Source organism: Pseudomonas sp. MDT1-85, from assembly GCF_054898065.1.
This window is the reverse complement of record NZ_CM142715.1, coordinates 5,884,125-5,906,598: the sequence shown is the minus strand read 5'-3', so window position 1 is coordinate 5,906,598 and position 22,474 is coordinate 5,884,125. Positions and strand designations below refer to the sequence as shown.

Below are 22,474 nucleotides of genomic sequence, written 5' to 3'. Positions count from 1 at the left end.
GAGTTAAGTTTCCATGGCCAAGATCGCCCCGCAATTGCCAATCGAAGTCGACAGCGAAACCGGTGTCTGGACCTCCGACGCCCTGCCAATGCTGTACGTACCGCGTCACTTCTTCGTCAACAACCACATGGGCATCGAGGAAGTGCTGGGCGCCGACGCCTACGCCGAAATTCTCTACAAGGCCGGCTACAAATCCGCCTGGCACTGGTGTGAAAAAGAAGCCGAATGCCACGGCCTGGAAGGCGTTGCGGTGTTCGAACACTACATGAAGCGCCTGTCGCAGCGCGGCTGGGGCCTGTTCAAGATCCAGGACATCGACCTCGAAAAAGGCACTGCCAGCGTCAAGCTCGAACACTCGGCGTTCGTCTACGTGTACGGCAAGGTCGGGCGCAAGGTCGACTACATGTTCACGGGCTGGTTTGCCGGTGCCATGGACCAGATTCTGCAAGCCCGTGGCAGCAAGATCCGCACCGTTGCCGAACAGGTTTACGGTGGCTCAGAAGAAGGCCACGACGACGGCCTGTTCACCGTCAAGCCGTTGTAAGTCGAGGAACCCGCCATGGCTTTCGAAGCAATGTTCCAGCCGATCCAGATCGGCAAACTGACCATCCGCAACCGCGTGCTCAGCACCGCGCACGCCGAGGTCTACGCCACCGACGGCGGCATGACCACCGACCGGTACGTCAAGTATTACGAAGAGAAAGCCAAGGGTGGGATCGGCCTGGCGATTTGCGGCGGTTCCTCCAGCGTGGCCATCGACAGCCCGCAAGGCTGGTGGAAGTCGGTCAACCTGGCCGACGACCGGATCATTCCGCACTTCCAGAACCTGGCCGACGCCATGCACAAGCATGGCGCCAAGATCATGATCCAGATTACTCACATGGGGCGACGCTCGCGTTGGGACGGCGAGCATTGGCCAACCCTGCTGTCGCCGTCGGGCATTCGTGAACCGGTGCACCGTGCGACCTGTAAAACCATCGAGCCGGAAGAAATCTGGCGGGTAATCGGCAACTACGCCACTGCGGCTGGCCGCGCCAAGGCCGGTGGCCTGGATGGCGTCGAGCTGTCCGCTGTACACCAGCACATGATCGACCAGTTCTGGAGCCCACGCGTTAACAAACGTACCGACGAATGGGGCGGCAGCTTCGAAAACCGCATGCGTTTCGGCCTGGAAGTGATCAAGGCTGTACGGGCTGAAGTCGGCCCGGACTTCTGCGTCGGTATCCGTCTGTGCGGTGATGAATTCCACCCGGACGGCTTGTCCCACGAGGACATGAAACAGATCGCCAAGTACTACGACGACACCGGCATGATCGACTTCATTGGCGTTGTGGGCTCGGGTTGCGACACCCACAACACCCTGGCCAACGTTATTCCGAACATGAGTTATCCACCGGAGCCGTTCCTGCATTTGGCCGCCGGAATCAAGGAAGTGGTGAAGGCTCCGGTGCTGCACGCGCAGAACATCAAGGACCCGAACCAGGCGACCCGTATTCTGGAGGGCGGTTACGTCGACATGGTCGGCATGACCCGCGCCCACATCGCCGACCCGCACCTGATCGCCAAGATCAAAATGGGCCAGGTCGACCAGATCAGGCAATGCGTCGGCGCCAACTACTGCATCGACCGTCAGTACCAGGGCCTGGACGTTTTGTGCATCCAGAACGCCGCGACTTCCCGTGAATACATGGGCGTGCCGCACATCATCGAGAAGTCGACTGGTGTGAAGCGCAAAGTTGTGGTGGTCGGTGCCGGTCCTGCCGGGATGGAAGCGGCTCGCGTGTCGGCCGAACGTGGCCACGACGTGACCCTGTTCGAGAAGAAAGAATTCATCGGTGGCCAGATCACGACCGCATCGAAAGCCCCGCAACGGGACCAGATCGCCGGTATCACCCGCTGGTTCCAACTGGAACTGGCGCGTTTGAAAGTCGACCTGCGCCTGGGCGTGGCGGCGGATGCGGCAACCATTCTCGACCTGCGTCCTGACGTGGTGGTACTCGCCGTCGGCGGCCATCCATTCCTGGAGCAGAACGAGCACTGGGGCGCGGCTGAAGGCCTGGTGGTCAGCAGCTGGGACATCCTCGACGGCAAGGTTGCACCGGGCAAGAACGTGCTGGTCTACGACACCATTTGTGAGTTCACCGGGATGTCGACGGCCGACTTCCTCGCCGACAAGGGCAGCCAGGTCGAGATCGTCACCGACGACATCAAACCGGGCGTGGCCATCGGCGGTACGTCGTTCCCGACCTACTACCGCAGCATGTACCCGAAAGAAGTGATCATGACCGGCGACATGATGCTGGAGAAGGTCTACCGCGAAGGCGACAAGCTGGTGGCGGTGCTGGAAAACGAATACACCGGCGCCAAAGAGGAGCGGGTGGTGGACCAGGTGGTCGTCGAAAACGGCGTGCGTCCGGACGAAGAAATCTACTACGCCCTGAAGGAAGGCTCGCGCAACAAAGGCCAGATGGACATCGAAGCTTTGTTCGCGATCAAACCGCAACCTTCTTTGAGCCAGGCGGGTGATGGCTACTTGCTGTTCCGCATCGGCGACTGCGTGGCGCAGCGCAACACCCACGCGGCGATCTACGACGCCCTGCGGTTGTGCAAGGATTTCTAAGAGCTTGTGGATAACCCTGTAGGAGCGAGGCTTGCCCGCGAAGGCTGACTGACATTCAACATTGATGTCTGCTGATCCATCGCCTTCGCGGGCAAGCCTCGCTCCTACAGGGATTCGAGCAAGGCATCCAGGTAGTTTGGCCTGCAAGACCCCGAGGTCTTTGGGAGCTCCACATGTTGAACACCCTTCTTCCAATTCTGTTGTTCGCTGCCCTGGGCCTGGCTGTCCTGGGCGCGTTGCGGCGGGTGGCTATGTGGCGTCGAGGCCGGGCTTCGAAAGTCGACCTGATCGGCGGCCTGTTCGCCATGCCCAAGCGTTACATGGTCGATTTGCACCATGTCGTCGCGCGGGACAAATACATCGCCAACACTCACGTTGCCACGGCCGGCGGTGCAGTGGCGTCCATTGTGCTGGCGATTCTGGTTCATGGTTTTGGTCTGCATAACCGCATCCTCGGTTATGCACTGCTGCTGATGTCGGCGGTGATGTTTGTCGGCGCGATCTTTATGTTCCTGCGCCGTCGCAATCCACCGGCCCGTTTGTCCAAAGGCCCGTGGATGCGCTTGCCGAAAAGCCTGATGGCGTTCTCGGCATCGTTCTTCCTGCTGACCCTGCCGGTCGCCGGCATCCTTCCGGAAAACTTCGGTGGTTGGGTGGTGGCTGCGATCCTCGGCGTCGGTGTGCTGTGGGGCGTTAGCGAACTGTTCTTCGGCATGACTTGGGGCGGGCCGATGAAGCACGCCTTCGCCGGTGCCCTGCACTTGGCTTGGCACCGTCGCGCCGAACGTTTTGGTGGTGGTCGTTCCACTGGTTTGAAACCGCTGGACCTGAACGATCCGACCGCGCCACTGGGCGTGGAGAAACCCAAGGATTTCACTTGGAACCAACTGCTCGGCTTCGACGCCTGCGTGCAGTGCGGTAAGTGCGAAGCCGCGTGCCCGGCGTTCGCCGCTGGCCAGCCGCTGAACCCGAAAAAACTGATTCAAGACATGGTGGTCGGCCTTGCCGGTGGCACTGATGCCAAGTTCGCTGGCAGCCCATATCCTGGGAAGCCAATCGGCGAGCACGCCGGCAACCCGCATCAACCGATCGTCAACGGTCTGGTGGACGCTGAAACCTTGTGGTCCTGCACCACCTGCCGTGCTTGCGTCGAGGAGTGCCCGATGATGATCGAGCACGTCGACGCCATCGTCGACATGCGCCGCCACCTGACCCTGGAAAAAGGCGCAACCCCGAACAAGGGCGCCGAAGTCCTCGAAAACCTGATCGCCACCGACAACCCAGGCGGTTTCGCGCCGGGCGGGCGGATGAACTGGGCGGCGGATTTGAACCTGAACCTGCTCAGCGAGAAGAAATCCACCGACGTGCTGTTCTGGGTCGGCGACGGTGCCTTCGACATGCGCAACCAGCGCACCCTGCGCGCCTTCGTCAAAGTGCTGAAAGCGGCCAAGGTCGACTTCGCAGTGCTGGGGCTTGAAGAGCGTGATAGTGGCGACGTGGCCCGACGTCTGGGCGACGAAGCGACTTTCCAGTTGTTGGCCAAACGCAACATCCAGACCCTGGCCAAGTACAGCTTCAACCGCATCGTCACCTGCGATCCGCACAGCTTCCACGTGTTGAAAAACGAGTACGGCGACTTCGACGGCAACTACCTTGTGCAGCACCACAGCACCTACATGGCCGAAATCATCGGCGCTGGCGCCCTGAACCTCGGCCAGCACAAAGGCAGCAGCGTGACCTATCACGACCCGTGCTACCTCGGCCGTTACAACGGCGAATACGAGGCGCCGCGTGAAGTACTGCGCGCACTCGGGATTGAAGTGAAAGAGATGCAACGCTCCGGTTTCCGTTCGCGCTGCTGCGGCGGCGGTGGCGGTGCGCCAATCACTGACATTCCGGGCAAGCAGCGAATCCCCGACATGCGCATGGAAGACATCCGCGAAACCGGCGCCGAACTGGTGGCCGTGGGTTGTCCACAGTGCACCGCCATGCTCGAAGGCGTGGTCGAACCGCGTCCAATGATCAAGGACATCGCCGAGCTGGTCGCCGATGCGTTGCTCGAAGACGCAACGCCGGGAAAGCCATCGGCACCGGCCAAACGTGAACCTGCGGAGGTGCATTGATGAGCGACATTATCCGCCGCGACCCTCGCGCCGAATGGATAGCCCGCAACCGCTTGCACCCGCTGCACGCGGCCATGCAACCGGCGCAGCACAGCTGGATGGGGCCTAACGGTCTCATCCGCAAGAATCCTCACGGGATCGGTTTTATCGGCCCCAACGGCATCAAACGGATTGACCGCAGCGGCGCTCAGCAGGGCGGGGCGACCAAACGCTCGGCCGCGGTTGAAGTGCAATTGCCGCTGCATCAAGTGCCTGCACCGACGTTCTACATCAGCGTGGTGCCGGACATGGTCGGCGGCCGCTTGAGCAGCCACGACCGCGACTTGCTCGGTCTGGCCCATCAGTTGGCCGGCAAGGACGGCGCGGTATTGGCCGTGGTCTTCGGTGAGCACAAGGAAAACGCTTTCGCTACGGCTGGCGTGGATCGCTTGCTGGTGCTTGAAGGCGACGAATTCAGCGGTTATGCACCGGAGCAACGCGTCCAGGGCCTGCGGGCTGTGGATAACCAGTTCAACCCCCGTCACTGGTTGCTGCCGGACAGCCGCAGCGGTGGCGGCGAACTGGGTCGACGCTTTGCCGCCGCACTGGGCGAACGCCCGGCCACGCGGGTCTGGCAGGTCAAGGATCAGGAGTGCATCGGCCGCGCCGGTGCTGGTTTGCAAGACCTTGCGCGTCCGGTCGCACGCTTGATTCTGGCTGCGGCCGAATGCGCCGAACCGGTCAGCGAAACCCGTCATGAAGCGTTGCCGGTGGAGTTATCCACAGCGGTTGCCCGCAGTCTCTCGCGCATCGAGGATTTGGGCGCGGTGGCGGTGGACCCGGCGGCGATTCCGATGGCCGAAGCCGAATTCATCTTCTCCGGCGGCAACGGGGTCAAGGACTGGGGACTTTTCCACAGGACGGCCGAAGCGTTGGGCGCGACCGAAGGTGCGTCGCGAGTGGCGGTGGACGATGGTTTCATGGCCCGCGACCGTCAGGTCGGTGCGTCCGGTACTTGGGTCACGGCACGGGTTTACGTGGCGGTGGGCATTTCCGGGGCGATCCAGCACCTGCAAGGCATCGGGGCCTGCGACAAGGTGGTGGCGATCAACCTCGACCCTGGCTGCGACATGATCAAACGGGCCGACCTGTCGGTGATCGGTGAGAGCGCCGAGATTCTTCAAGCCTTGATCGATGCGGTAGAGGCTTACCGCAATGAAGCCAAGCGCGATGCGGCTTAAGGAAAGGAAAGGGTTATGAGCACGAAAATCATCAGCCTGGTGTCCATCGGCGCCCACCCGACCTCCGGCCGGCCACGCCGCGCCGAGCAGGATGCGCGGGCGGTTGAACTGGGTTTGCAACTGGCTGGGGATAACCTGCAAGTGCTGCATGCCGGCGACGTCGCGGAACCGGCACTGCGCGCTTATCTGGGCATGGGCCTGGAACAGCTGCATGTGCTGGAGCAACCGGAAGGTGCTGACGCGCTGCCGGCGTTGACCGCGTATTTGCGTGATGCCGGGGCGCAAGTGGTGCTGACCGGCAGCCAGGCGGAAACCGGTGAAGGCTCGGGCATGTTGCCGTTCCTGTTGGCGGAAAGCCTTGGCTGGCCGCTGGTGGTGGGGTTGGCGCAGGTTGAATCCATCGACGGTGGTTCGGCGCTGGTGCTGCAGGCCTTGCCGCGCGGTCAGCGTCGGCGCTTGAAAGTACGCCTGCCGTTTCTGGCGACTGTGGATAACGCAGCGCCCAAGCCTAGGCAGAGCGCCTACGGTCCGGCACGTCGCGGGGTATTGCAGGCGGATGAAGTCGAGGTGATCGACGATGAACTGCTGGCGGTGGCCACGCTGCAACCGGCCAAGCCACGGCCCAAACGCTTGAAAGTGATCAAGGCCAAGAGCGGTGCAGACCGCATGAAGGCCGCGACGGCCAAGGCCAGTGGTGGAGGCGGGCAAGTGCTCAAGGGCGTTACCGCGCAGGCGGGCGCCGAAGCGATTCTCAAATTGCTGATTGAAGAAGGCGTGGTCCGCTGACTCATAATCACCTCGATCCATGTGGGAGCGAGCCTGCTCGCGAAGGGTCATGACATTCAGCATATAGGCTGGCTGACCCACCGCATTCGCGAGCAGGCTCGCTCCCACAGGGGGCTCGTGTTCGTGCCCCGAATAAGTGAAATGCCGGAAACGCAGAACGTGAAAATCATCTCACCGAAGTTTATGGGGAAATAATGGAAGTTGAATTCCGTCCAGCCTTGCGCACTGATGCGCGGGAGATTGCTCGCTTGTTTCAGGTTTCATCAGAAGGTGCGGCGGATTACATCTGGAGCCAACTGGCGCAGCCCGGCCAGGACCTGCTGGAGGTCGGTGCCAGTCGTTACGCTCGTGAAGACGTCGATTTCTCCTATCAGAACTGCCTGATCGCGCAGGCCGAGGGAAAGGTTATCGGCATGCTGCACAGCTACGCGATGCGCCACGATCCTCAGGCCGCTCCCGTGACCGATCCGGTCCTGGCGCCGTATGCCACGATGGAAATCCCCGACACCCTGTATATTTCGAGCCTGGCCCTGCATGAGGGCTGGCGCAATCAGGGGTTGGGCAAGCAATTCCTCGCCTATGCCTATGACCGTGCGAACCGGTTGGGGCTCAACGGCTTGAGCCTGATCGACTACGCGGCGAACACCGGCGCCCGGCGGTTTTATGAGCGCCATGGTTTCCGGATCGTCGATACCTGCCAGATCACGCCCCACCCAATGATTCGGGTCACGGGGGAGGCCTATTTGATGTATCGGCCTTAAGGCCATGACCCAATCCCCTGTGGGAGCGGGCTTGCCCCAATGCCAGTCAGTTAAGTATCTGAACACTGCAATCCTTGTGGGAGCGAGCCTGCTCGCGATAGCGTCGGGTCAGTCAACATTGATTCTGAATGTACTGCCGTCATCGCGAGCAGGCTCGCTCCCACACGGGTTCAGTTTCGATCACAGATTGTGTGCACGCCAACAATCCCCGTGGTTACCCACAATCCCTGTTAGCGCTTCTGTGGATAACATGTTCGCGCCTCGCTACACCCCATGCCCATCAAGCCCTTCAGCCCTCCGTACAAAAAACAACCAGCCTAAGCCACGGTTTTTTCAAGCTTTTTCCACAGAACTACTCTGCTCGCCAGCCGATACTTGCCCCCAATCTCTGTTGGCGCTTCTGTGGATAAGATGTTCGCTGTCCGCTACAGCCCATATAAACCGTGGCTTTCAGTGAGTTGATCAAATAATGCTCAATTGACCCTTTTCTCCCCCTGATCCTTCCGCAAACCCTGAATTCTCGCGGCTTTCAGCGGTTTTCCACAGAGCCTGCAAAGTTGCCCCCAAAGTCTGTTGGCGCTTCTGTGGATAAGGTGTTCGCCATCCTCTACACGTCATATAAACCGTGCCCTACAGAGTTCTGATCAAAAAACGATCAATGCCTGCCTAAAACCCTGCTTCCCGATAAGTCACGGTTTTTCTTCGCTTTTTGTTAATAAATTTAGGCATTCATCCACAGTTGTCCCCATTAGCTGTGGGTGAAGATGTGGATAACTTGTTCGTTGAACCCTGCAAGCCACGGCCCATATAGGCCGCAACGCGATAGATCAGATTTCATACAGTTCTAAGGCACTTCCTTGACTTCGATCTGTCGCCTGTCTTCACTCACAGGCACAAAGGACAGCCGTCACTTATCCACATCTGGTTCAGGGAGAACGCGTGATGGATAGCCAGCCACATCGCTCGCAGCCACATTCGCACCCCAGCCCCTGCATAACCTGTGTACCGACACCCGCCACCTTGCTGCGTAGACGGATTCACCGTCGCGCCACCAATCAGCGCGCTCGTCTATAGCGCCTGAAGCCTTTCCCCATCCCCTGACGCCGCTGCCATTGAGGCCCGACCGTGCCCGGTGACCAGGCGTTTGTTCGTCTATCGATTGCAGGCAACCACAGAGTTGCCCATCTGCCTGAGAGGAAATGACCCATGACACGGATTGCCACGCCCATCAGTGACATCAAGGAACATTACGACGTGATCGTCATCGGCTCCGGCTACGGCGGCGGGATCGCGGCGTCGCGCCTGTCCCGGGCCGGCAAACGGGTGTGCCTGCTGGAGCGAGGCCGGGAAATCCAGCCCGGCGAATACCCCAATACGATGCTGGCGGCCACCGAAGAGCTGCAAGTCCATGACCCGGACGGGCACATCGGTTCGCGCACCGGGCTGTTCGACCTGCACGTCAATGCCCAGCAGAACGTGGTGGTCGGTTGCGGCTTGGGCGGCACGTCACTGATCAACGCCAACGTTGCCCTGGAGCCGGAGCCCGGCGTGTTCGACGACCCGCGCTGGCCGCTGGCGGTGCGTGAACATCGCGACACGCTGCTCAAGGAAGGCTATGCACGGGCCCGCGAGATGCTCAAGCCCAATCCCTACCCAAGCACTTCACCGGCGCTGTCGAAACTGGAGGCCAACAAGAAATCGGCGGACTACCTCAAGCAAGGGGCGCATTTCTACAAGCCGCCGATCAACGTGACCTTCGACAAGCTGCCTAACAACCTCAACCATGTCGGCGTCGAGCAACTGCCGTGCAACCACTGTGGCGACTGCGTGTCGGGCTGTAACAACAAGGCCAAGAACACCACGCTGATGAATTACCTGCCGGATGCCTGGAACCACGGCGCGGAAATTTTCTGCCAGGCCGAGGTGCGGCACCTGGAGCGAGACGCCGACGGCGACGGCTGGATAGTGCATTTCCAATACCTGGACAGCGGCCGCGAGAAGTTCTCGGCACCGACGCTATTCGTCAAGGCTGATGTCGTCGTGGTTTCGGCCGGCACTCTGGGTTCCACCGAAATCCTCCTGCGATCTCGAGACAAAGGTCTGTCGACGTCCAGTCAGCTCGGTGAAAACATGAGCGGCAATGGCGACATTCTCGGTTTCGGCCACAACTGCGACCAAGCGATCAACGGCATCGGTTTCGGCGCGCATCCGGCCAATGAAATGAAACCGGTCGGCCCGTGCATCACCTCGATCATCGACATGCGCACCGAAGGTGACTGGCGCAGCCGCATGGTCATCGAAGAAGGCTCGATTCCCGGCGCGCTCGGCCGGCCCATGGTGCCAAGCATGGCCGCGTTTGCCGGGTTGATCGGTAAACCCACCGATGACAGTTTCAGTGGCAAGCTCAAGTATGCGGCGCGCGAATCCGAAAGCTTCCTGCGCGGCCCGTATCATGGCGCCCTGCACAACATGCAGACCTACCTGATCATGAGCCACGATGACGGCAAGGGGCGCATGGTGCTCGACAGCAAGGATCAGCTGCGCATCGACTGGCCAGGTGTTGGCGAACAGGAAAACGTCAAACTCGGTAACGAGCGTCTGCACCAGAGCACCAAGGCGTTGGGCGGGATCTGGGTCGAGAACCCGATCTGGACCGAGCTGCTCAAACACAGCATCGTTTCCGTCCACCCGTTGGGTGGCTGCGTGATGGGCGAGGACGCGGAGCAGGGGGTGGTCAACCACAAAGGGCAGGTATTCAGCAGCGCCAGTGGCACCAATGTCTATGCCGGGTTGTACGTGACCGACGGCGCGGTGATTCCGACTTCCCTGGCGGTCAATCCGCTGCTGACCATCTCCGCCGTGAGCGAGCGCAACATGGGCCTGCTAGCGGCCGATCGCGGTTGGCACATCGACTACACGCTGCCTTCGGCGCCGCGCAAACAGGTGGCGCCGCCGACCCTCGGCGTGCAGTTCACCGAAACCATGAAGGGCTATTTCTCCAAAGACTTCACTCAGCCTCAAGGCACCGATCTCAAACTCTACGAGGCGGCGGCCACACGCGGCGAGTCGGAGAACTCGCCGATCGAGTTCACCCTGACCATCACCGCCAATGACCTCAACCGCATGATCAAGGAGCCGCAACACGCCGCGAGGCTGGTCGGCACGCTCGATGCGCCGGGCCTGTCGCCGGAACCGCTGACCGCCAGCAATGGCGTGTTCAACCTGTTCGAGGAGTATCAGGAACAAGTCGGCGTGCGGCACATGAATTACGACATGAAACTGACCGCCGAGGACGGCAGCGACTATTACTTCAGCGCGTTCAAAACGGTGCCCGAAGACAACGGCGTGCTGAACGTCTGGCACGACACCAGCACACTCTACGTGACGCTGTATCGCGGGGCGGACAAGACCGGCGAGGTGGTTGGTTCGGGGGTGATGCACATTCAGCCGGCCGATTTCGCCAAGCAGATGACCACCATGAAAGTGCTGAACGCGCGCAACGAACGCGAGCGCATCGACGGGCTGGCGCGGTTCGGCAAGTTTTTCGCCGGCATTTTGTGGGAGAGCTACGGCGGCGTATTCGCGGGTGACATCTACTTCAATCCTGATGCACCGCCGCGGCAGAAACGCCCATTGGATGCGCCGATCCCGAGCGTGCAGTTCTTCCAGACCGAAGACAACGTGCAGCTACGCTTGACCCGCTATCAGGGCGGCAGCAAAGGGCCGGTGATGCTGGTGCATGGCTTGGGCGTGGGCTCGAATATTTTCTCCACCGACACCATCCCGACCAACCTGCTGGAGTACCTGTGCAAGCACGAGTACGACGTCTGGCTGCTGGATTTGCGGGTGAGCATTCTGTTGCCCGCGAGCAAGAAGGAATGGAACGGCGACCAGATTGCGCAGTACGACTTCAAGGCTGCCATCGAGCAGATCCAGCAGGCAACCAAGGCCGCGGACGTGCAATGCGTGGTGCATTGCTACGGCGCGACGACTTTCTTCATGTCGTTGCTGGCCGGGTTGCAGGGCGTGCGTTCGGTGGTCTGTTCGCAGATCGCGGCGGATACGGTGGTCGCCACGGCAACCGGGCTCAAGGCCGGTCTGCACCTTCCGGGGATGCTTGACGCCATCGGCATCAAATCCCTCACCGCGTATGCCGACAACAAGGAGAGCTGGTTCAACAAGCTCTACGACAAGGCTCTAAACGGGTATGCCCGCATCGAGGCCCAAGGTTACTGCACCAATCCAGTGTGCCATCGCATCACCTTCATGTACGCGTCGCTGTACCGCCACGACACGCTCAACGAGACCCTGCATGACAACCTGCATGAGCTGTTCGGCGAATCGAACATGCAGACCTTCGAGCACTTGGCGCTGATCCTGCGCAAGGGCCATCTGGTGGACTTCAAGGGCCAGGACGTCTACATGCCGCACTTCGACCGGCTGACCATGCCGATCTGCTTCATCAGCGGCGAAGACAACCAGTGCTACCTGCCGGAAAGCACGCTCAAGACTTATGAACGCGTGTGCAAAGCCCATGGGCCGGAGCGCTATAGCCGGCATGTGGTGCCGGGTTACGGGCATATCGACTGCATGTTCGGCAAGAATGCGGTGCTCGATGTGTACCCGATCATCCTGCAACACCTGGAGAAAACCGCTCAGGGTTGACGCAACCCCTGTAGGAGCTGCCGAAGGCTCGGGCCGCGTTCGGACGATCTTTTGACTTTGCTTTTAAAAAACAAGATCAAAAGATCGCAGCTTGCGGCAGCTCCTTGTGATGAACATGGTCTTCGCGATTCCGGCGCTGTTCGCGCCGGCATTGCTGACCTCGATGCTCGGGATGCCGCCACAACTCTCCGATCCTTGGCTGGAAAACGCCGGTATGCTGCTGGTGGGGGCCTCGGCGGATTTCAAATACGACACTCGTCTGGAGGGCAACCACAACGGCGGCCACCTGTACGGGACCCAACTGTCGGAACTCGATAAGCGGGCGCTCATCGAGTTCATGAAAACCCTGTGATTCCACTACGGATGGAGGAACGCGACATGTCATTGGTCAGTCATTGGGAACACGAGTACGACAAGGTCAAGCTGCGCTTTCACGGCTTGTTCACCCGCCTGGAAATGGCCTGGAAAAAGCTCGTCAGCGAGCTTGAGCCCGAGGAGTACCAGGCCATCGTCGCGCTGTTGCAACGGGGTCACGATCAGGCGCAATACGTGCTCAAGCACGGCGATGTGCCGGACGATCAACCGAGTGTGCCGTGGGAGTTGTCCCACGGCTTGTCGATCCTGCACATCGGCAATGCCAGCCCCTTGCCGCAATCGGTAGATGAGCTGCAAACCCGAGTGCTGAAGGACGGCAGCTTGCTCGGTTGTCGCAAATGGGAACTGCTGGATCTGCTGTGGAGCGAGGCGCTGCTCAAGTGGATCGAGAACCTGCGGCATCACGCACCGTTCGCCACCAACCCGGCGCTGATGCGCATGGACAGTGACGTGACCCTGGCCATCGCCGGCGACTGGGGCACCGGGCCGTTCGACAGCCATGCGCCGGCGGTGTCGGTGGCCAATCAGATGCAACTGGCCCAGGCCGATTTCACCGTTCACCTGGGGGACGTGTATTACGCCGGCACCCACTCCCAGGAAGACGTCGACATGGTCGGCTGGCCCATGGGCAAGCACGGTTCGTTCACCCTCAACTCCAACCACGAGATGTACAGCGGCGCCCATGGCTATTTCAAGGAATTGGCCAAGCGTTTTCCGGCGCAGCAGGGCACCAGTTATTTCGCGTTGTACAACGATGACTGGCTGGTGATCGGCCTCGACACGGCTTATGCCTCGGATCCGATCAACCTGTACATGGACGGTGCGCTGAACAAGGAGCAGATCGACTGGATGAAAGGGCTGCCTCAGCGCAAAAAAATCATGGTGCTCAGTCATCACCAGGGCTTCGACATTTCCGGGCATGACAAGACGGCGCTGTATCAACCGGTGTGCGATGCCCTGGGGCGCGAGCCGGATTACTGGTACTGGGGGCATTTGCACAACGGCATCTGCTACGCCGCGCAAGGCGGGTTGCATGCGCGTTGCGCGGGGCATGGGGCGATTCCCTACGGCAATGCCAGCGAGCTGAACGGGCATGCGCGGGTGCTGTGGTCGGAAACGCAAAATGCGCGGGATGAGGCGTACCCGGATCGGGTGTTGAACGGTTATGTGAAAGTGCGGCTGGTGGGGGAGAACATCGAAGAGACGTTTATTGGGGAGGATGGGTCGGTGCGGTGGTCTTCGTCAGCCCATTGATTTGTGGTGACGGGTAGGCCGTCATCGCGAGCAGGCTCGCTCCCACAAGGGATCTTCAGTGCATATAGATCCAGTGTGGGAGCGAGCCTGCTCGCGATGCTTTTGCTCTTAGCCTTGAACCGGAACGCCTTTGAGGTACGGCGCAGGCTCGGCCCCGAGGTTGTTCAGCAATCGCTCGCTGTACCAGTCCACAAAGTTCACCACGCCAAATTCATAGGTCTTGGAGTAAGGCCCTGGCTGGTACGCGGTGGAGTTGATCCCGCGCTGGTTTTCTTCGGCCAGGCGACGGTCCTGGTCGTTGGTCGCATCCCAGACCTGGCGCATGCGCTCCACGTCGTAGTCCACGCCTTCGACCGCGTCCTTGTGGACGATCCACTTGGTGGTGACCATGGTTTCCTGAGCGCTGATCGGCCACACGGTGAACACGATGATGTGGTCGCCCATGCAGTGGTTCCACGAGTGCGGCAGGTGCAGGATGCGCATCGAGCCCAGGTCCGGGTTCTGGATCCGGCCCATGAGTTTTTTGCAGCCTTGCTTGCCGTCGATCGTCATCGATACGGTGCCTTTGAGCAGCGGCATGCGCACGATGCGGTTACGCAGGCCGAAACTGGCGTGGGCGTAAGGGATCTTCTCGGCTTCCCAGGCAGCGGCGGAAGCAGCGACGTGGTCCTTGAAGGCCTGGTCGGCACGCGGGTCGGTGACGTCGTCCCATTCCAGCAGAGTTTTCAACAGTTCCGGGTGCGATGCGTTGCAGTGGTAGCACTCGCGGTTGTTTTCCAGCACCAGTTTCCAGTTGGCTTTTTCGAACAAAGTGGTCTGGATCGCCACCTTGGTGTTCTCCATGTCGTACGGTTCCATGTAATGGTTCAGCGTCGACAGGAAGTCATCAATGGCCGGTGGGTTTTCCGACAGGCTGATGAAGATGTAACCGCCAGCGGTTTTCACGTTCACCGGCTTCAAGCCGTACTGCTTCATGTCGAAGTCGGCGCCCATTTCGGTGCCGGCGAACAGCAGGCGACCGTCCAGCTCATACGTCCACTGGTGGTAGTGGCAGACCAGTTTGGCGACTTTGCCTTTTTCACTGGTGCACAGACGTGAACCGCGGTGACGGCAGACGTTGTGGAACGCATGGACCACGCCGTCGGCACCACGAATCACGATGATCGGATTTTTGCCGACTTGCAGGGTCAGGTAGTTGCCCTTGGTCGGGATTTCGCAGGTCATGCCAGCGATCAACCACTCTTTCTGAAAGATTTCCTGCATGTCGATATCAAACAGCCGCTCGTCAGAGTAAAACGGCTGCGGCAGCGAGAAAGTGCGCTCGCGCTCTTGCAGCATCTGCGCGGTGGCCTTGCGTGCGGGTTCCAGCGGATCGCCCAGGCTGATTTTTGCGGTGACGTCCATCGATTTGATCCTCATGGCCATTCTGTGTGGCCGGCGAAAGTGGCTAATCAGGTGTGCTGCTCAGGGTTGCTACGCAAGGTGTAAAGAATGTGTCTTGGTATGGGGCGAGTGTGGGGCCGGCGCTCGCCAGAACCTTATCCATGGGCGACATGGCCCAATCTGTTCCCGACGCGCAACCCCCGGTAATTGGGGGCTGGTCGCGATAAGTATGTGAATGTCGCAGATAGGTAAATGGAGGGGCTGCGCTATACGCAGAATCGCCAACATGAAGGCCGACAGTCGGCCGTGGAGATCAGCATGTCCAACAGCTTCCTGAACCCGGTAACCACCCAGACCTGGGCCAATGGTCGACACATTGTCCGTTGCGTCAAAGTCATCCAGGAAACCTGGGATGTGCGCACCTTCTGCTTTATGGCCGACCAGCCAATCCTGTTCTTTTTCAAGCCCGGGCAGTTCGTCACCCTGGAGCTGGAAATCGACGGCGTGCCGATCATGCGTTCCTACACTATTTCCAGTTCGCCGTCGGTGCCGTACAGCTTTTCGGTGACCATTAAGCGCGTGCCGGGGGGCAAGGTGTCCAACTGGCTGCACGACACCCTGCATGAAGGCCAGGAGCTGGCGGTGCACGGGCCGGTCGGGCTGTTCAACGCCATGGATTTCACCGCGCCGAAAGTGCTGTACCTCAGCGGTGGCGTCGGCATCACGCCCGTTATGTCGATGGCTCGCTGGTTCTATGACACCAACGGCAACGTCGACATGGTGTTTATCCACAGCGCCCGTTCGCCCAAGGACATCATTTATCACCGCGAGCTGGAACACATGGCGTCGCGGATCGACAACTTCAGCTTGCACCTGATTTGCGAGAAGCATGGTCTGGGCGAGCCGTGGGCCGGATATCGCGGTTACCTGAACCATAAGATGCTCGAACTGATGGCGCCGGACTTCCTTGAACGTGAAGTCTTCTGCTGCGGCCCGACCCCATACATGAACGCGGTCAAGCGCATGCTCGAGGCCGCAGGCTTCGACATGACGCGTTATCACGAGGAATCCTTCGGCGCGACGCCGCCGGAAGCCCGTGCCGATGCGGTGGAACAAGCCGAAATCGCAGCAGACGCACCAGAGGTCGACGTTGCCGACCTGCATCAGGTGGAATTCACCGCGTCCGGCAAGAGCATTCGTGTGGCGCCGGGCGAAACCGTGCATGCGGCGGCGGCCAAGCTTGGCCTGCTGATTCCGAAGGCTTGCGGGATGGGGATCTGCGGGACCTGCAAGGTGATGAAACTGGGGGGCGAGGTCGAAATGGAACACAACGGCGGGATTACCGAGGAAGACGAGGCAGAAGGGTTCATCCTGTCGTGCTGCAGCGTGCCGAAGGGGGATGTGCGGATCGAGTTTTGATTCTCACCGCAGATCTAATGTGGGAGCGAGCCTGCTCGCGATAGCGGTGGATCAGTCAACATCAATGTTGAATGTTCCGGCCTCATCGCGAGCAGGCTCGCTCCCACAATAGTTGGTATTTCAGTCCACAAATAAATCTGGCATCAGCTTGTCCTTGGTGCCGGGCTCAAAGCGATAATGATCGAATTCGGTCACCCCATGCTCCCGCAGAATCTCCTCATCAATCAGCAAGCGCCCGGTAATGCTGCGGCCACTGCTGCTCAGAATCGCGTAAGCGGCATCCGCCATAATCGCGGGCGTGCGCGCATGCTTGAATGACTCGCGTGATCCCAGCTGAAACTCGATGGCGGCAGTGGCGATCATGGTTTGCGGCCACAGGGAATTGACGCTGATGCCGTAGGAGGCAAATTCCTCGCTCATGCCCAGGGTCAGCATGCTCATGCCGTATTTGGTCACCGTGTAGGGGCTGTACTGAGCGAACCATTGGGTGGCCAGGTTCAGCGGTGGTGACAGGTTGAGAATGTGCCCGGCGGATTTTTTCAAATAGGGCAGGGCAGCCTGACTGCACAGCAGCACGGCGCGGGTGTTGATCTGATGCATCAGGTCGAAGCGCTTGAGTTCGATGTGTTGCACCCCGGTCAGCTTGATCGCTCCGGCATTGTTGATCAGCGCATCAATGCCGCCGAAATGCTCAGAGGCGTCGGCCATGGCTTGGCGCACGGCAATTTCATCACGCACATCCACCTGCAAGGCCAGCGCCTTGCCGCCCGCGGCTTCAACTTCCGCCGCCACGCTGAAGATGGTGCCAGGCAGTTTGGGGTGTGGGGTGGCGCTTTTAGCGGCAATCACGATGTTGGCCCCATCCTTTGCTGCCCGCAGCGCAATCTCACGCCCGATGCCACGGCTGGCACCGGTGATGAACAGGGTTTTGCCTTGTAGTGACATGCGTACGCTCCTGATTGTTGTTATCGATGCGGATCGAAACGGCTCGCCAGTCAATGTAGACGAAGTCTTTCAAGGCGGGCGATCAGGGGCGAGGAAAGGGATTTTGAAGCGAGGCAGGGCAGGTTTTTGTAGGAGCTGCCGCAGGCTGCGATCTTTTGATCTTGATTCTGAAAATCAAAAGATCGCAGCCTCGTTTCACTCGACAGCTCCTTGGGTTTGTTTCAGGTGCGCATCACTTCCCGAATATCCGCCGCCAGTTCCAGCACGCGTTCTTCTTCGGTGTCCCACGAGCACATGAACCGTGCGCCGCCGTTGCCGATGAAGGTGTAGAAGCGCCAGCCCTTGGCGGTCAGTGCGGCAATGGCCGGTTCCGACAGTTGCAGGAATACGCCGTTGGCCTGTACCGGGAACATCAGCTCGACGCCCGGAATATCGCTCACCAGTTCGGCCAGCAGCTGCGCGCAGTGGTTGGCGTGGCGGGCGTATTTGAGCCAGGCGTCGTTTTCCAGGATCCCGACCCATGGCGCCGAGAGGAAGCGCATCTTCGATGCCAGTTGCCCGGCCTGTTTGCAGCGGTAATCGAAGTCTTCGGCGAGTTTGTGGTTGAAGAACAGAATCGCTTCGCCCACCGCCATGCCGTTTTTCGTGCCGCCGAAGCACAGCACGTCAACGCCGGCCTTCCAGGTCAGGTCTGCTGGTGAGCAGCCAAGAAATGCGCAAGCATTGGAGAAGCGTGCGCCGTCCATGTGCAGGTTCAGGCCCAGTTCTTTGCAGGTGACGCTGATGGCGCGGATTTCTTCCGGGGTGTACACGCTGCCGACTTCGGTGGCCTGGGTCAGGGTCACAACGCGGGGCTTGGGATAGTGGATGTCCTGGCGCTTGAGGGCGATTTCGCGGATCGATTCCGGCGTCAGCTTGCCGTTCTCGGTGCGGGCGATGAGCAGTTTGGAACCGTTGGAGAAGAATTCCGGTGCACCGCATTCGTCGGTTTCGACGTGGGCGGTTTCCGAGCAGATCACGCTGTGGTAACTCTGGCACAGTGACGACAGGGCCAATGAGTTGGCTGCGGTGCCGTTGAAGGCGAAGAACACTTCGCAGTCGGTTTCGAACAGTTTGCGGAATTGATCCGATGCGCGTGCGGTCCACTCATCGTCGCCATAAGCGCGCTGGTGGCCGTGGTTGGCCTGTTCCATGGCGGCCCAGGCTTCAGGGCAGATACCGGAATAGTTGTCGCTGGCGAATTGTTGGCTCTTATCGGTCATGGCCTGCTTCCGTGATCGAGGCGCTTGTGGCGCTTCGTTGGTCAATGATGGTGCGCACTTTACCGAAGATCGTCCGGGGAGCACACGGGATGTGTCTATCAGAAAAATACAAACGCCTTGGGCAATTATGCACATGACTCAACGGGATGGGGCGCTGGACCTGCTCAAGTGGTTGGCGCTTCTGAGCATGGTGTTCGATCACCTGCGATATGTCGGTTATTCCGTCGATCTGCTGTACGTGCCGGGCAGATTGGCGTTCCCGTGGTTCTGTCTGGCGATGGCGGTGAACCTGTCGCGAGTCCGTGCAGTTGCGACCGACGGCCGGTGGCGTTACCTCGGTTGGTTGTTGCTGTTTAGCGCTGTCAGCGAAATCCCCTACCGGATGTACATTCCTGATCCCAATACCTTAAACGTGTTGCCCACGTTGGTTCTGGGCCTGTTGGTCGCGGTGGGCTGGCAGAGCCCCATGCTTCAATCGCGACTATTGGCGGCGGGTGCCTTGTTGCTGGCAGCACTGTTCCCGGAGCGACTGATGTTCGGCTTCTTCGGCGTGTTGTTGCCGCTGGCGATGTTGCTGGTGATCAAGCGTCCCTGGTATTTCAGCCTGCTGCCGGGGCTGGTCTGCCTGGCGGCCAATCAATGGGAAGTGCTGTATCACTCCGCCCGGTTCGGCAACCGTGCAGCCCTCCTCGGCATCGCCACTTGTCTGATTGCGCCACTGGCCGGCCTGCTTTTACTGCGACATGCCGGCCGACTTCAACCGCCGCCTCCAATGCGCCGCTGGGCGTATGCCCTATATCCGCTGCATTTTCTACTTCTGCTCGCAGTGCGACAGATCATCGCCTAACCCCTGTGGGAGCGAGCCTGCTCGCGATGAGGGAGTGTCAGGCGACATCAATGTTGCTGAGTCACCGTCATCGCGAGCAGGCTCGCTCCCACAGGGGATCTCTGCTGGTTTGAAGATTGTGTCCGGTCAGGCTTTTCGGCCCATGTCGTAAACGCACCTTTGCGTGGCGTCCATAGGCATTTGACCACTCGAAGCCGGTCATACCATCGCATCCAAAGGGCACTGCCGTAACGCCAGTGCCTTACCGAGACGAATGGCGCATAGATGCCGCTGGGAGAGACGCGATGTTCAGCAAGCAAGACCAGATCCAGGGTTACGACGATGCACTGCTGGCGGCGATGAATGCCGAGGAGCAACGCCAGGAAGATCACATCGAGCTGATCGCGTCAGAGAACTACACCAGCAAGCGCGTCATGCAAGCGCAAGGCAGCGGCCTGACCAACAAATACGCCGAAGGTTATCCGGGCAAGCGCTACTACGGTGGCTGCGAGCACGTCGACAAGGTTGAAGCCCTGGCCATCGAACGCGCCAAGCAACTGTTCGGCGCCGATTACGCCAACGTCCAGCCGCACTCCGGCAGCCAGGCCAACGCCGCGGTATTCCTCGCGTTGCTGCAGGCTGGCGACACCGTGCTGGGCATGAGCCTGGCCCACGGCGGTCACTTGACCCACGGCGCCAAAGTCAGCTTCTCCGGCAAGCTCTACAACGCCGTGCAGTACGGCATCGACACCGATACCGGCCTGATCAACTACGACGAAGTCGAGCGCCTGGCGGTCGAGCACAAGCCGAAAATGATCATCGCCGGGTTCTCCGCTTACTCCAAGACCCTGGACTTCCCGCGCTTCCGTCAGATCGCTGACAAAGTCGGCGCTTACCTGTTTGTCGACATGGCTCACGTGGCCGGTCTGGTCGCTGCTGGTCTGTACCCGAACCCGCTGCCGTACGCTGACGTGGTCACCACCACCACCCACAAAACCCTGCGCGGTCCACGTGGCGGTCTGATTTTGGCCCGTGCCAACGAAGAGCTGGAAAAGAAATTCAACGCTGCCGTATTCCCTGGTGGCCAGGGCGGCCCGCTGATGCACGTGATCGCCGGTAAAGCCGTGTGCTTCAAGGAAGCGCTTGAGCCAGGTTTCAAGGCCTACCAGCAACAAGTGATCGACAACGCCCAGGCCATGGCCAGCATCTTTATCAAACGCGGCTACGATGTAGTGTCCGGCGGCACTGATAACCACCTGTTCCTGGTCAGCCTGATCCGTCAGGGCCTCACCGGCAAAGAGGCGGACGCAGCACTCGGTCGCGCTCACATCACCGTAAACAAGAACGCTGTCCCGAACGATCCACAGTCGCCGTTCGTGACCTCCGGCCTGCGTATCGGCACCCCGGCGGTGACCACTCGCGGCTTCAAGGTTACCCAGTGCATCACGCTGGCCGGCTGGATCTGCGACATCCTCGACAACCTCGGCGACGCCGATGTCGAGGCCAATGTCGCGCAGCAAGTGGCAGCTCTGTGCGCGGACTTCCCGGTTTATCGCTGAGCGCGGTTTTGGAGTAAATGACTATGCAACGCTATTCGGGCTTCGGCCTCTTCAAACACTCCCTCAGCCATCACGAAAACTGGCAGAAGATGTGGCGCACGCCGACCCCTAAAAAGGTCTATGACGTGGTCATCGTCGGCGGTGGCGGGCATGGTCTGGCGACCGCTTATTACCTGGCCAAGGAACACGGCATCACCAACGTGGCCGTGGTCGAGAAAGGCTGGCTGGGCGGCGGTAACACCGCGCGCAACACCACGATCGTTCGCTCCAACTACCTGTGGGACGAGTCGGCGCACCTGTACGAACACGCGATGAAATTGTGGGAAGGCCTGTCCCAGGACCTGAACTACAACGTGATGTTCTCCCAGCGTGGCGTCTACAACCTGTGTCATACGCTTCAAGACATTCGTGATTCCGAGCGTCGGGTCAGCGCCAACCGCCTCAACGGCGTGGACGGTGAACTGCTCGATGCCAAACAAGTGGCTGACGAGATTCCGTACCTCGACTGCTCGAAAAACACTCGCTACCCGGTGATGGGCGCAACCGTCCAGCGTCGCGGCGGCGTGGCCCGTCACGATGCCGTGGCGTGGGGCTTTGCCCGTGCCGCAGACGCTTTGGGTGTGGACCTGATTCAACAGACCGAAGTGATCGGCTTCCGCAAGGAAAACGGTGTGTGCATCGGTGTTGAAACCAACAAGGGCTTCATCGGCGCCAAGCGCGTTGGTGTGGTCACCGCCGGTAACTCCGGGCACATGGCCAAACTGGCCGGTTTCCGTCTGCCGATCGAATCGCACCCGCTGCAAGCGCTGGTGTCCGAGCCGATCAAACCGATTATCGACAGCGTGATCATGTCCAACGCCGTACACGGTTACATCAGCCAGTCCGACAAAGGCGACCTGGTGATCGGCGCCGGTATCGACGGCTACAACGGCTACGGCCAGCGTGGTTCGTACCCGGTGATCGAGCACACCGTTCAGGCCATCGTCGAAATGTTCCCGGTGTTGTCCCGCGTGCGCATGAACCGCCAGTGGGGCGGCATCGTCGACACCACACCGGATGCGTGCCCGATCATCTCGAAAACCCCGGTACCGAACATGTTCTTCAACTGCGGTTGGGGCACCGGTGGCTTCAAGGCAACACCCGGCTCGGGCAACGTGTTTGCCGCAAGCCTGGCCAAGGGTGAAATGCACCCATTGGCCGCACCTTTCTCCATCGACCGTTTCCACAACGGTGCGTTGATCGACGAACACGGCGCTGCTGCGGTTGCCCACTAACA

General features: G+C 60.2%; 16 protein-coding genes. 13 read left to right on the top strand and 3 right to left on the bottom strand.

Features of this window, described 5'->3' with window-relative positions; all coding sequences use genetic code 11:
* The first annotated feature begins 13 nt into the window (after positions 1-13).
* The 9 genes from ACYZT2_RS26610 to ACYZT2_RS26570 all read left to right on the top strand — a co-directional run bounded on the left by ACYZT2_RS26610 (position 14) and on the right by ACYZT2_RS26570 (position 13,804).
* Positions 14-544, top strand: coding sequence for a DUF5943 domain-containing protein (locus ACYZT2_RS26610; RefSeq protein ID WP_461968678.1), 531 nt, complete (start codon positions 14-16; stop codon positions 542-544).
* Positions 545-559: 15 nt separating this feature from the next.
* Positions 560-2,620 (top strand): dimethylglycine demethylation protein DgcA, encoded by a 2,061-nt coding sequence (gene dgcA, locus ACYZT2_RS26605; RefSeq protein ID WP_461966791.1) that lies wholly within the window; start codon positions 560-562, stop codon positions 2,618-2,620.
* Positions 2,621-2,793: 173 nt separating this feature from the next.
* Positions 2,794-4,743: a dimethylglycine demethylation protein DgcB gene (dgcB, locus tag ACYZT2_RS26600; protein ID WP_461968676.1), complete on the top strand. Its 1,950-nt coding sequence runs from the start codon at positions 2,794-2,796 to the stop codon at positions 4,741-4,743.
* Entirely contained in the window at positions 4,743-5,963 is a 1,221-nt protein-coding gene (gene etfA, locus ACYZT2_RS26595; protein WP_461968674.1) for an electron transfer flavoprotein subunit alpha, read from the top strand. Before dgcB ends, etfA begins: the two co-directional genes overlap by 1 nt.
* 15 nt (positions 5,964-5,978) lie before the next feature.
* Positions 5,979-6,749, top strand: coding sequence for an electron transfer flavoprotein subunit beta (etfB, locus tag ACYZT2_RS26590; protein ID WP_030128552.1), 771 nt, complete (start codon positions 5,979-5,981; stop codon positions 6,747-6,749).
* A 194-nt stretch (positions 6,750-6,943) separates the two neighbouring features.
* Positions 6,944-7,510 carry a GNAT family N-acetyltransferase gene (locus tag ACYZT2_RS26585; protein WP_461968671.1) on the top strand — a complete coding sequence of 189 codons (567 nt, stop codon included), beginning with the start codon at positions 6,944-6,946 and terminating at the stop codon, positions 7,508-7,510.
* Between the two features lie 1,206 nt (positions 7,511-8,716).
* On the top strand, positions 8,717-12,175 hold the full coding sequence (locus ACYZT2_RS26580; protein ID WP_461968669.1) for an alpha/beta fold hydrolase: 3,459 nt from the start codon (positions 8,717-8,719) through the stop codon (positions 12,173-12,175).
* Between the two features lie 109 nt (positions 12,176-12,284).
* A complete protein-coding gene (locus ACYZT2_RS26575; RefSeq protein ID WP_461973273.1) occupies positions 12,285-12,527 on the top strand; it encodes a hypothetical protein in 243 nt (80 codons plus the stop codon).
* Positions 12,528-12,553: 26 nt separating this feature from the next.
* Entirely contained in the window at positions 12,554-13,804 is a 1,251-nt protein-coding gene (locus ACYZT2_RS26570) for a metallophosphoesterase family protein (protein ID WP_461968667.1), read from the top strand.
* Between the two features lie 108 nt (positions 13,805-13,912).
* On the opposite strand, the gene gbcA is transcribed toward ACYZT2_RS26570, so the two are convergent.
* The gene (gene gbcA / locus ACYZT2_RS26565) at positions 13,913-15,208 is read right to left on the bottom strand and encodes a glycine-betaine demethylase subunit GbcA (RefSeq protein ID WP_461968665.1); all 1,296 of its coding nucleotides are present in this window, start codon (positions 15,206-15,208) and stop codon (positions 13,913-13,915) included.
* A gap of 297 nt (positions 15,209-15,505) precedes the next feature.
* Here gbcA and gbcB point away from each other — a divergent pair, with 297 nt between their 5' ends.
* On the top strand, positions 15,506-16,606 hold the full coding sequence (gene gbcB / locus ACYZT2_RS26560; RefSeq protein ID WP_461968663.1) for a glycine-betaine demethylase subunit GbcB: 1,101 nt from the start codon (positions 15,506-15,508) through the stop codon (positions 16,604-16,606).
* 120 nt (positions 16,607-16,726) lie between these two features.
* Here gbcB and ACYZT2_RS26555 read toward each other — a convergent pair whose 3' ends face one another.
* A complete protein-coding gene (locus ACYZT2_RS26555; RefSeq protein ID WP_461968661.1) occupies positions 16,727-17,551 on the bottom strand; it encodes an SDR family oxidoreductase in 825 nt (274 codons plus the stop codon).
* 221 nt (positions 17,552-17,772) lie between these two features.
* Positions 17,773-18,813, bottom strand: a complete 1,041-nt coding sequence (locus ACYZT2_RS26550; protein WP_461968659.1) for a threonine aldolase family protein — start codon at positions 18,811-18,813, stop codon at positions 17,773-17,775.
* A 127-nt stretch (positions 18,814-18,940) separates the two neighbouring features.
* Between ACYZT2_RS26550 and ACYZT2_RS26545 the strand changes: the two genes are divergently transcribed.
* The 3 genes from ACYZT2_RS26545 to ACYZT2_RS26535 all read left to right on the top strand — a co-directional run bounded on the left by ACYZT2_RS26545 (position 18,941) and on the right by ACYZT2_RS26535 (position 22,472).
* Positions 18,941-19,660, top strand: coding sequence for a TraX family protein (locus ACYZT2_RS26545; RefSeq protein ID WP_461973272.1), 720 nt, complete (start codon positions 18,941-18,943; stop codon positions 19,658-19,660).
* A 284-nt stretch (positions 19,661-19,944) separates the two neighbouring features.
* Positions 19,945-21,198, top strand: coding sequence for a serine hydroxymethyltransferase (gene glyA / locus ACYZT2_RS26540; protein WP_461968657.1), 1,254 nt, complete (start codon positions 19,945-19,947; stop codon positions 21,196-21,198).
* A gap of 23 nt (positions 21,199-21,221) precedes the next feature.
* Positions 21,222-22,472: a sarcosine oxidase subunit beta gene (locus ACYZT2_RS26535; protein ID WP_038981138.1), complete on the top strand. Its 1,251-nt coding sequence runs from the start codon at positions 21,222-21,224 to the stop codon at positions 22,470-22,472.
* The last annotated feature ends 2 nt before the right edge of the window (positions 22,473-22,474 follow it).

What these genes read in the sequence shown, in the direction of transcription:
- gbcB (WP_461968663.1), top strand. Translation starts at nt 15,506, where the DNA reads ATGTCCAACAGCTTCCTGAACCCGGTAACCACCCAGACCTGGGCCAAT.
- ACYZT2_RS26570 (WP_461968667.1), top strand. Translation starts at nt 12,554, where the DNA reads ATGTCATTGGTCAGTCATTGGGAACACGAGTACGACAAGGTCAAGCTG.
- ACYZT2_RS26545 (WP_461973272.1), top strand. Translation starts at nt 18,941, where the DNA reads ATGCACATGACTCAACGGGATGGGGCGCTGGACCTGCTCAAGTGGTTG.
- ACYZT2_RS26555 (WP_461968661.1), bottom strand. Translation starts at nt 17,551, where the DNA reads ATGTCACTACAAGGCAAAACCCTGTTCATCACCGGTGCCAGCCGTGGC.
- etfB (WP_030128552.1), top strand. Translation starts at nt 5,979, where the DNA reads ATGAGCACGAAAATCATCAGCCTGGTGTCCATCGGCGCCCACCCGACC.
- etfA (WP_461968674.1), top strand. Translation starts at nt 4,743, where the DNA reads ATGAGCGACATTATCCGCCGCGACCCTCGCGCCGAATGGATAGCCCGC.
- ACYZT2_RS26575 (WP_461973273.1), top strand. Translation starts at nt 12,285, where the DNA reads ATGAACATGGTCTTCGCGATTCCGGCGCTGTTCGCGCCGGCATTGCTG.
- ACYZT2_RS26610 (WP_461968678.1), top strand. Translation starts at nt 14, where the DNA reads ATGGCCAAGATCGCCCCGCAATTGCCAATCGAAGTCGACAGCGAAACC.
- ACYZT2_RS26550 (WP_461968659.1), bottom strand. Translation starts at nt 18,813, where the DNA reads ATGACCGATAAGAGCCAACAATTCGCCAGCGACAACTATTCCGGTATC.
- ACYZT2_RS26535 (WP_038981138.1), top strand. Translation starts at nt 21,222, where the DNA reads ATGCAACGCTATTCGGGCTTCGGCCTCTTCAAACACTCCCTCAGCCAT.
- gbcA (WP_461968665.1), bottom strand. Translation starts at nt 15,208, where the DNA reads ATGGACGTCACCGCAAAAATCAGCCTGGGCGATCCGCTGGAACCCGCA.
- dgcB (WP_461968676.1), top strand. Translation starts at nt 2,794, where the DNA reads ATGTTGAACACCCTTCTTCCAATTCTGTTGTTCGCTGCCCTGGGCCTG.
- dgcA (WP_461966791.1), top strand. Translation starts at nt 560, where the DNA reads ATGGCTTTCGAAGCAATGTTCCAGCCGATCCAGATCGGCAAACTGACC.
- ACYZT2_RS26580 (WP_461968669.1), top strand. Translation starts at nt 8,717, where the DNA reads ATGACACGGATTGCCACGCCCATCAGTGACATCAAGGAACATTACGAC.
- glyA (WP_461968657.1), top strand. Translation starts at nt 19,945, where the DNA reads ATGTTCAGCAAGCAAGACCAGATCCAGGGTTACGACGATGCACTGCTG.
- ACYZT2_RS26585 (WP_461968671.1), top strand. Translation starts at nt 6,944, where the DNA reads ATGGAAGTTGAATTCCGTCCAGCCTTGCGCACTGATGCGCGGGAGATT.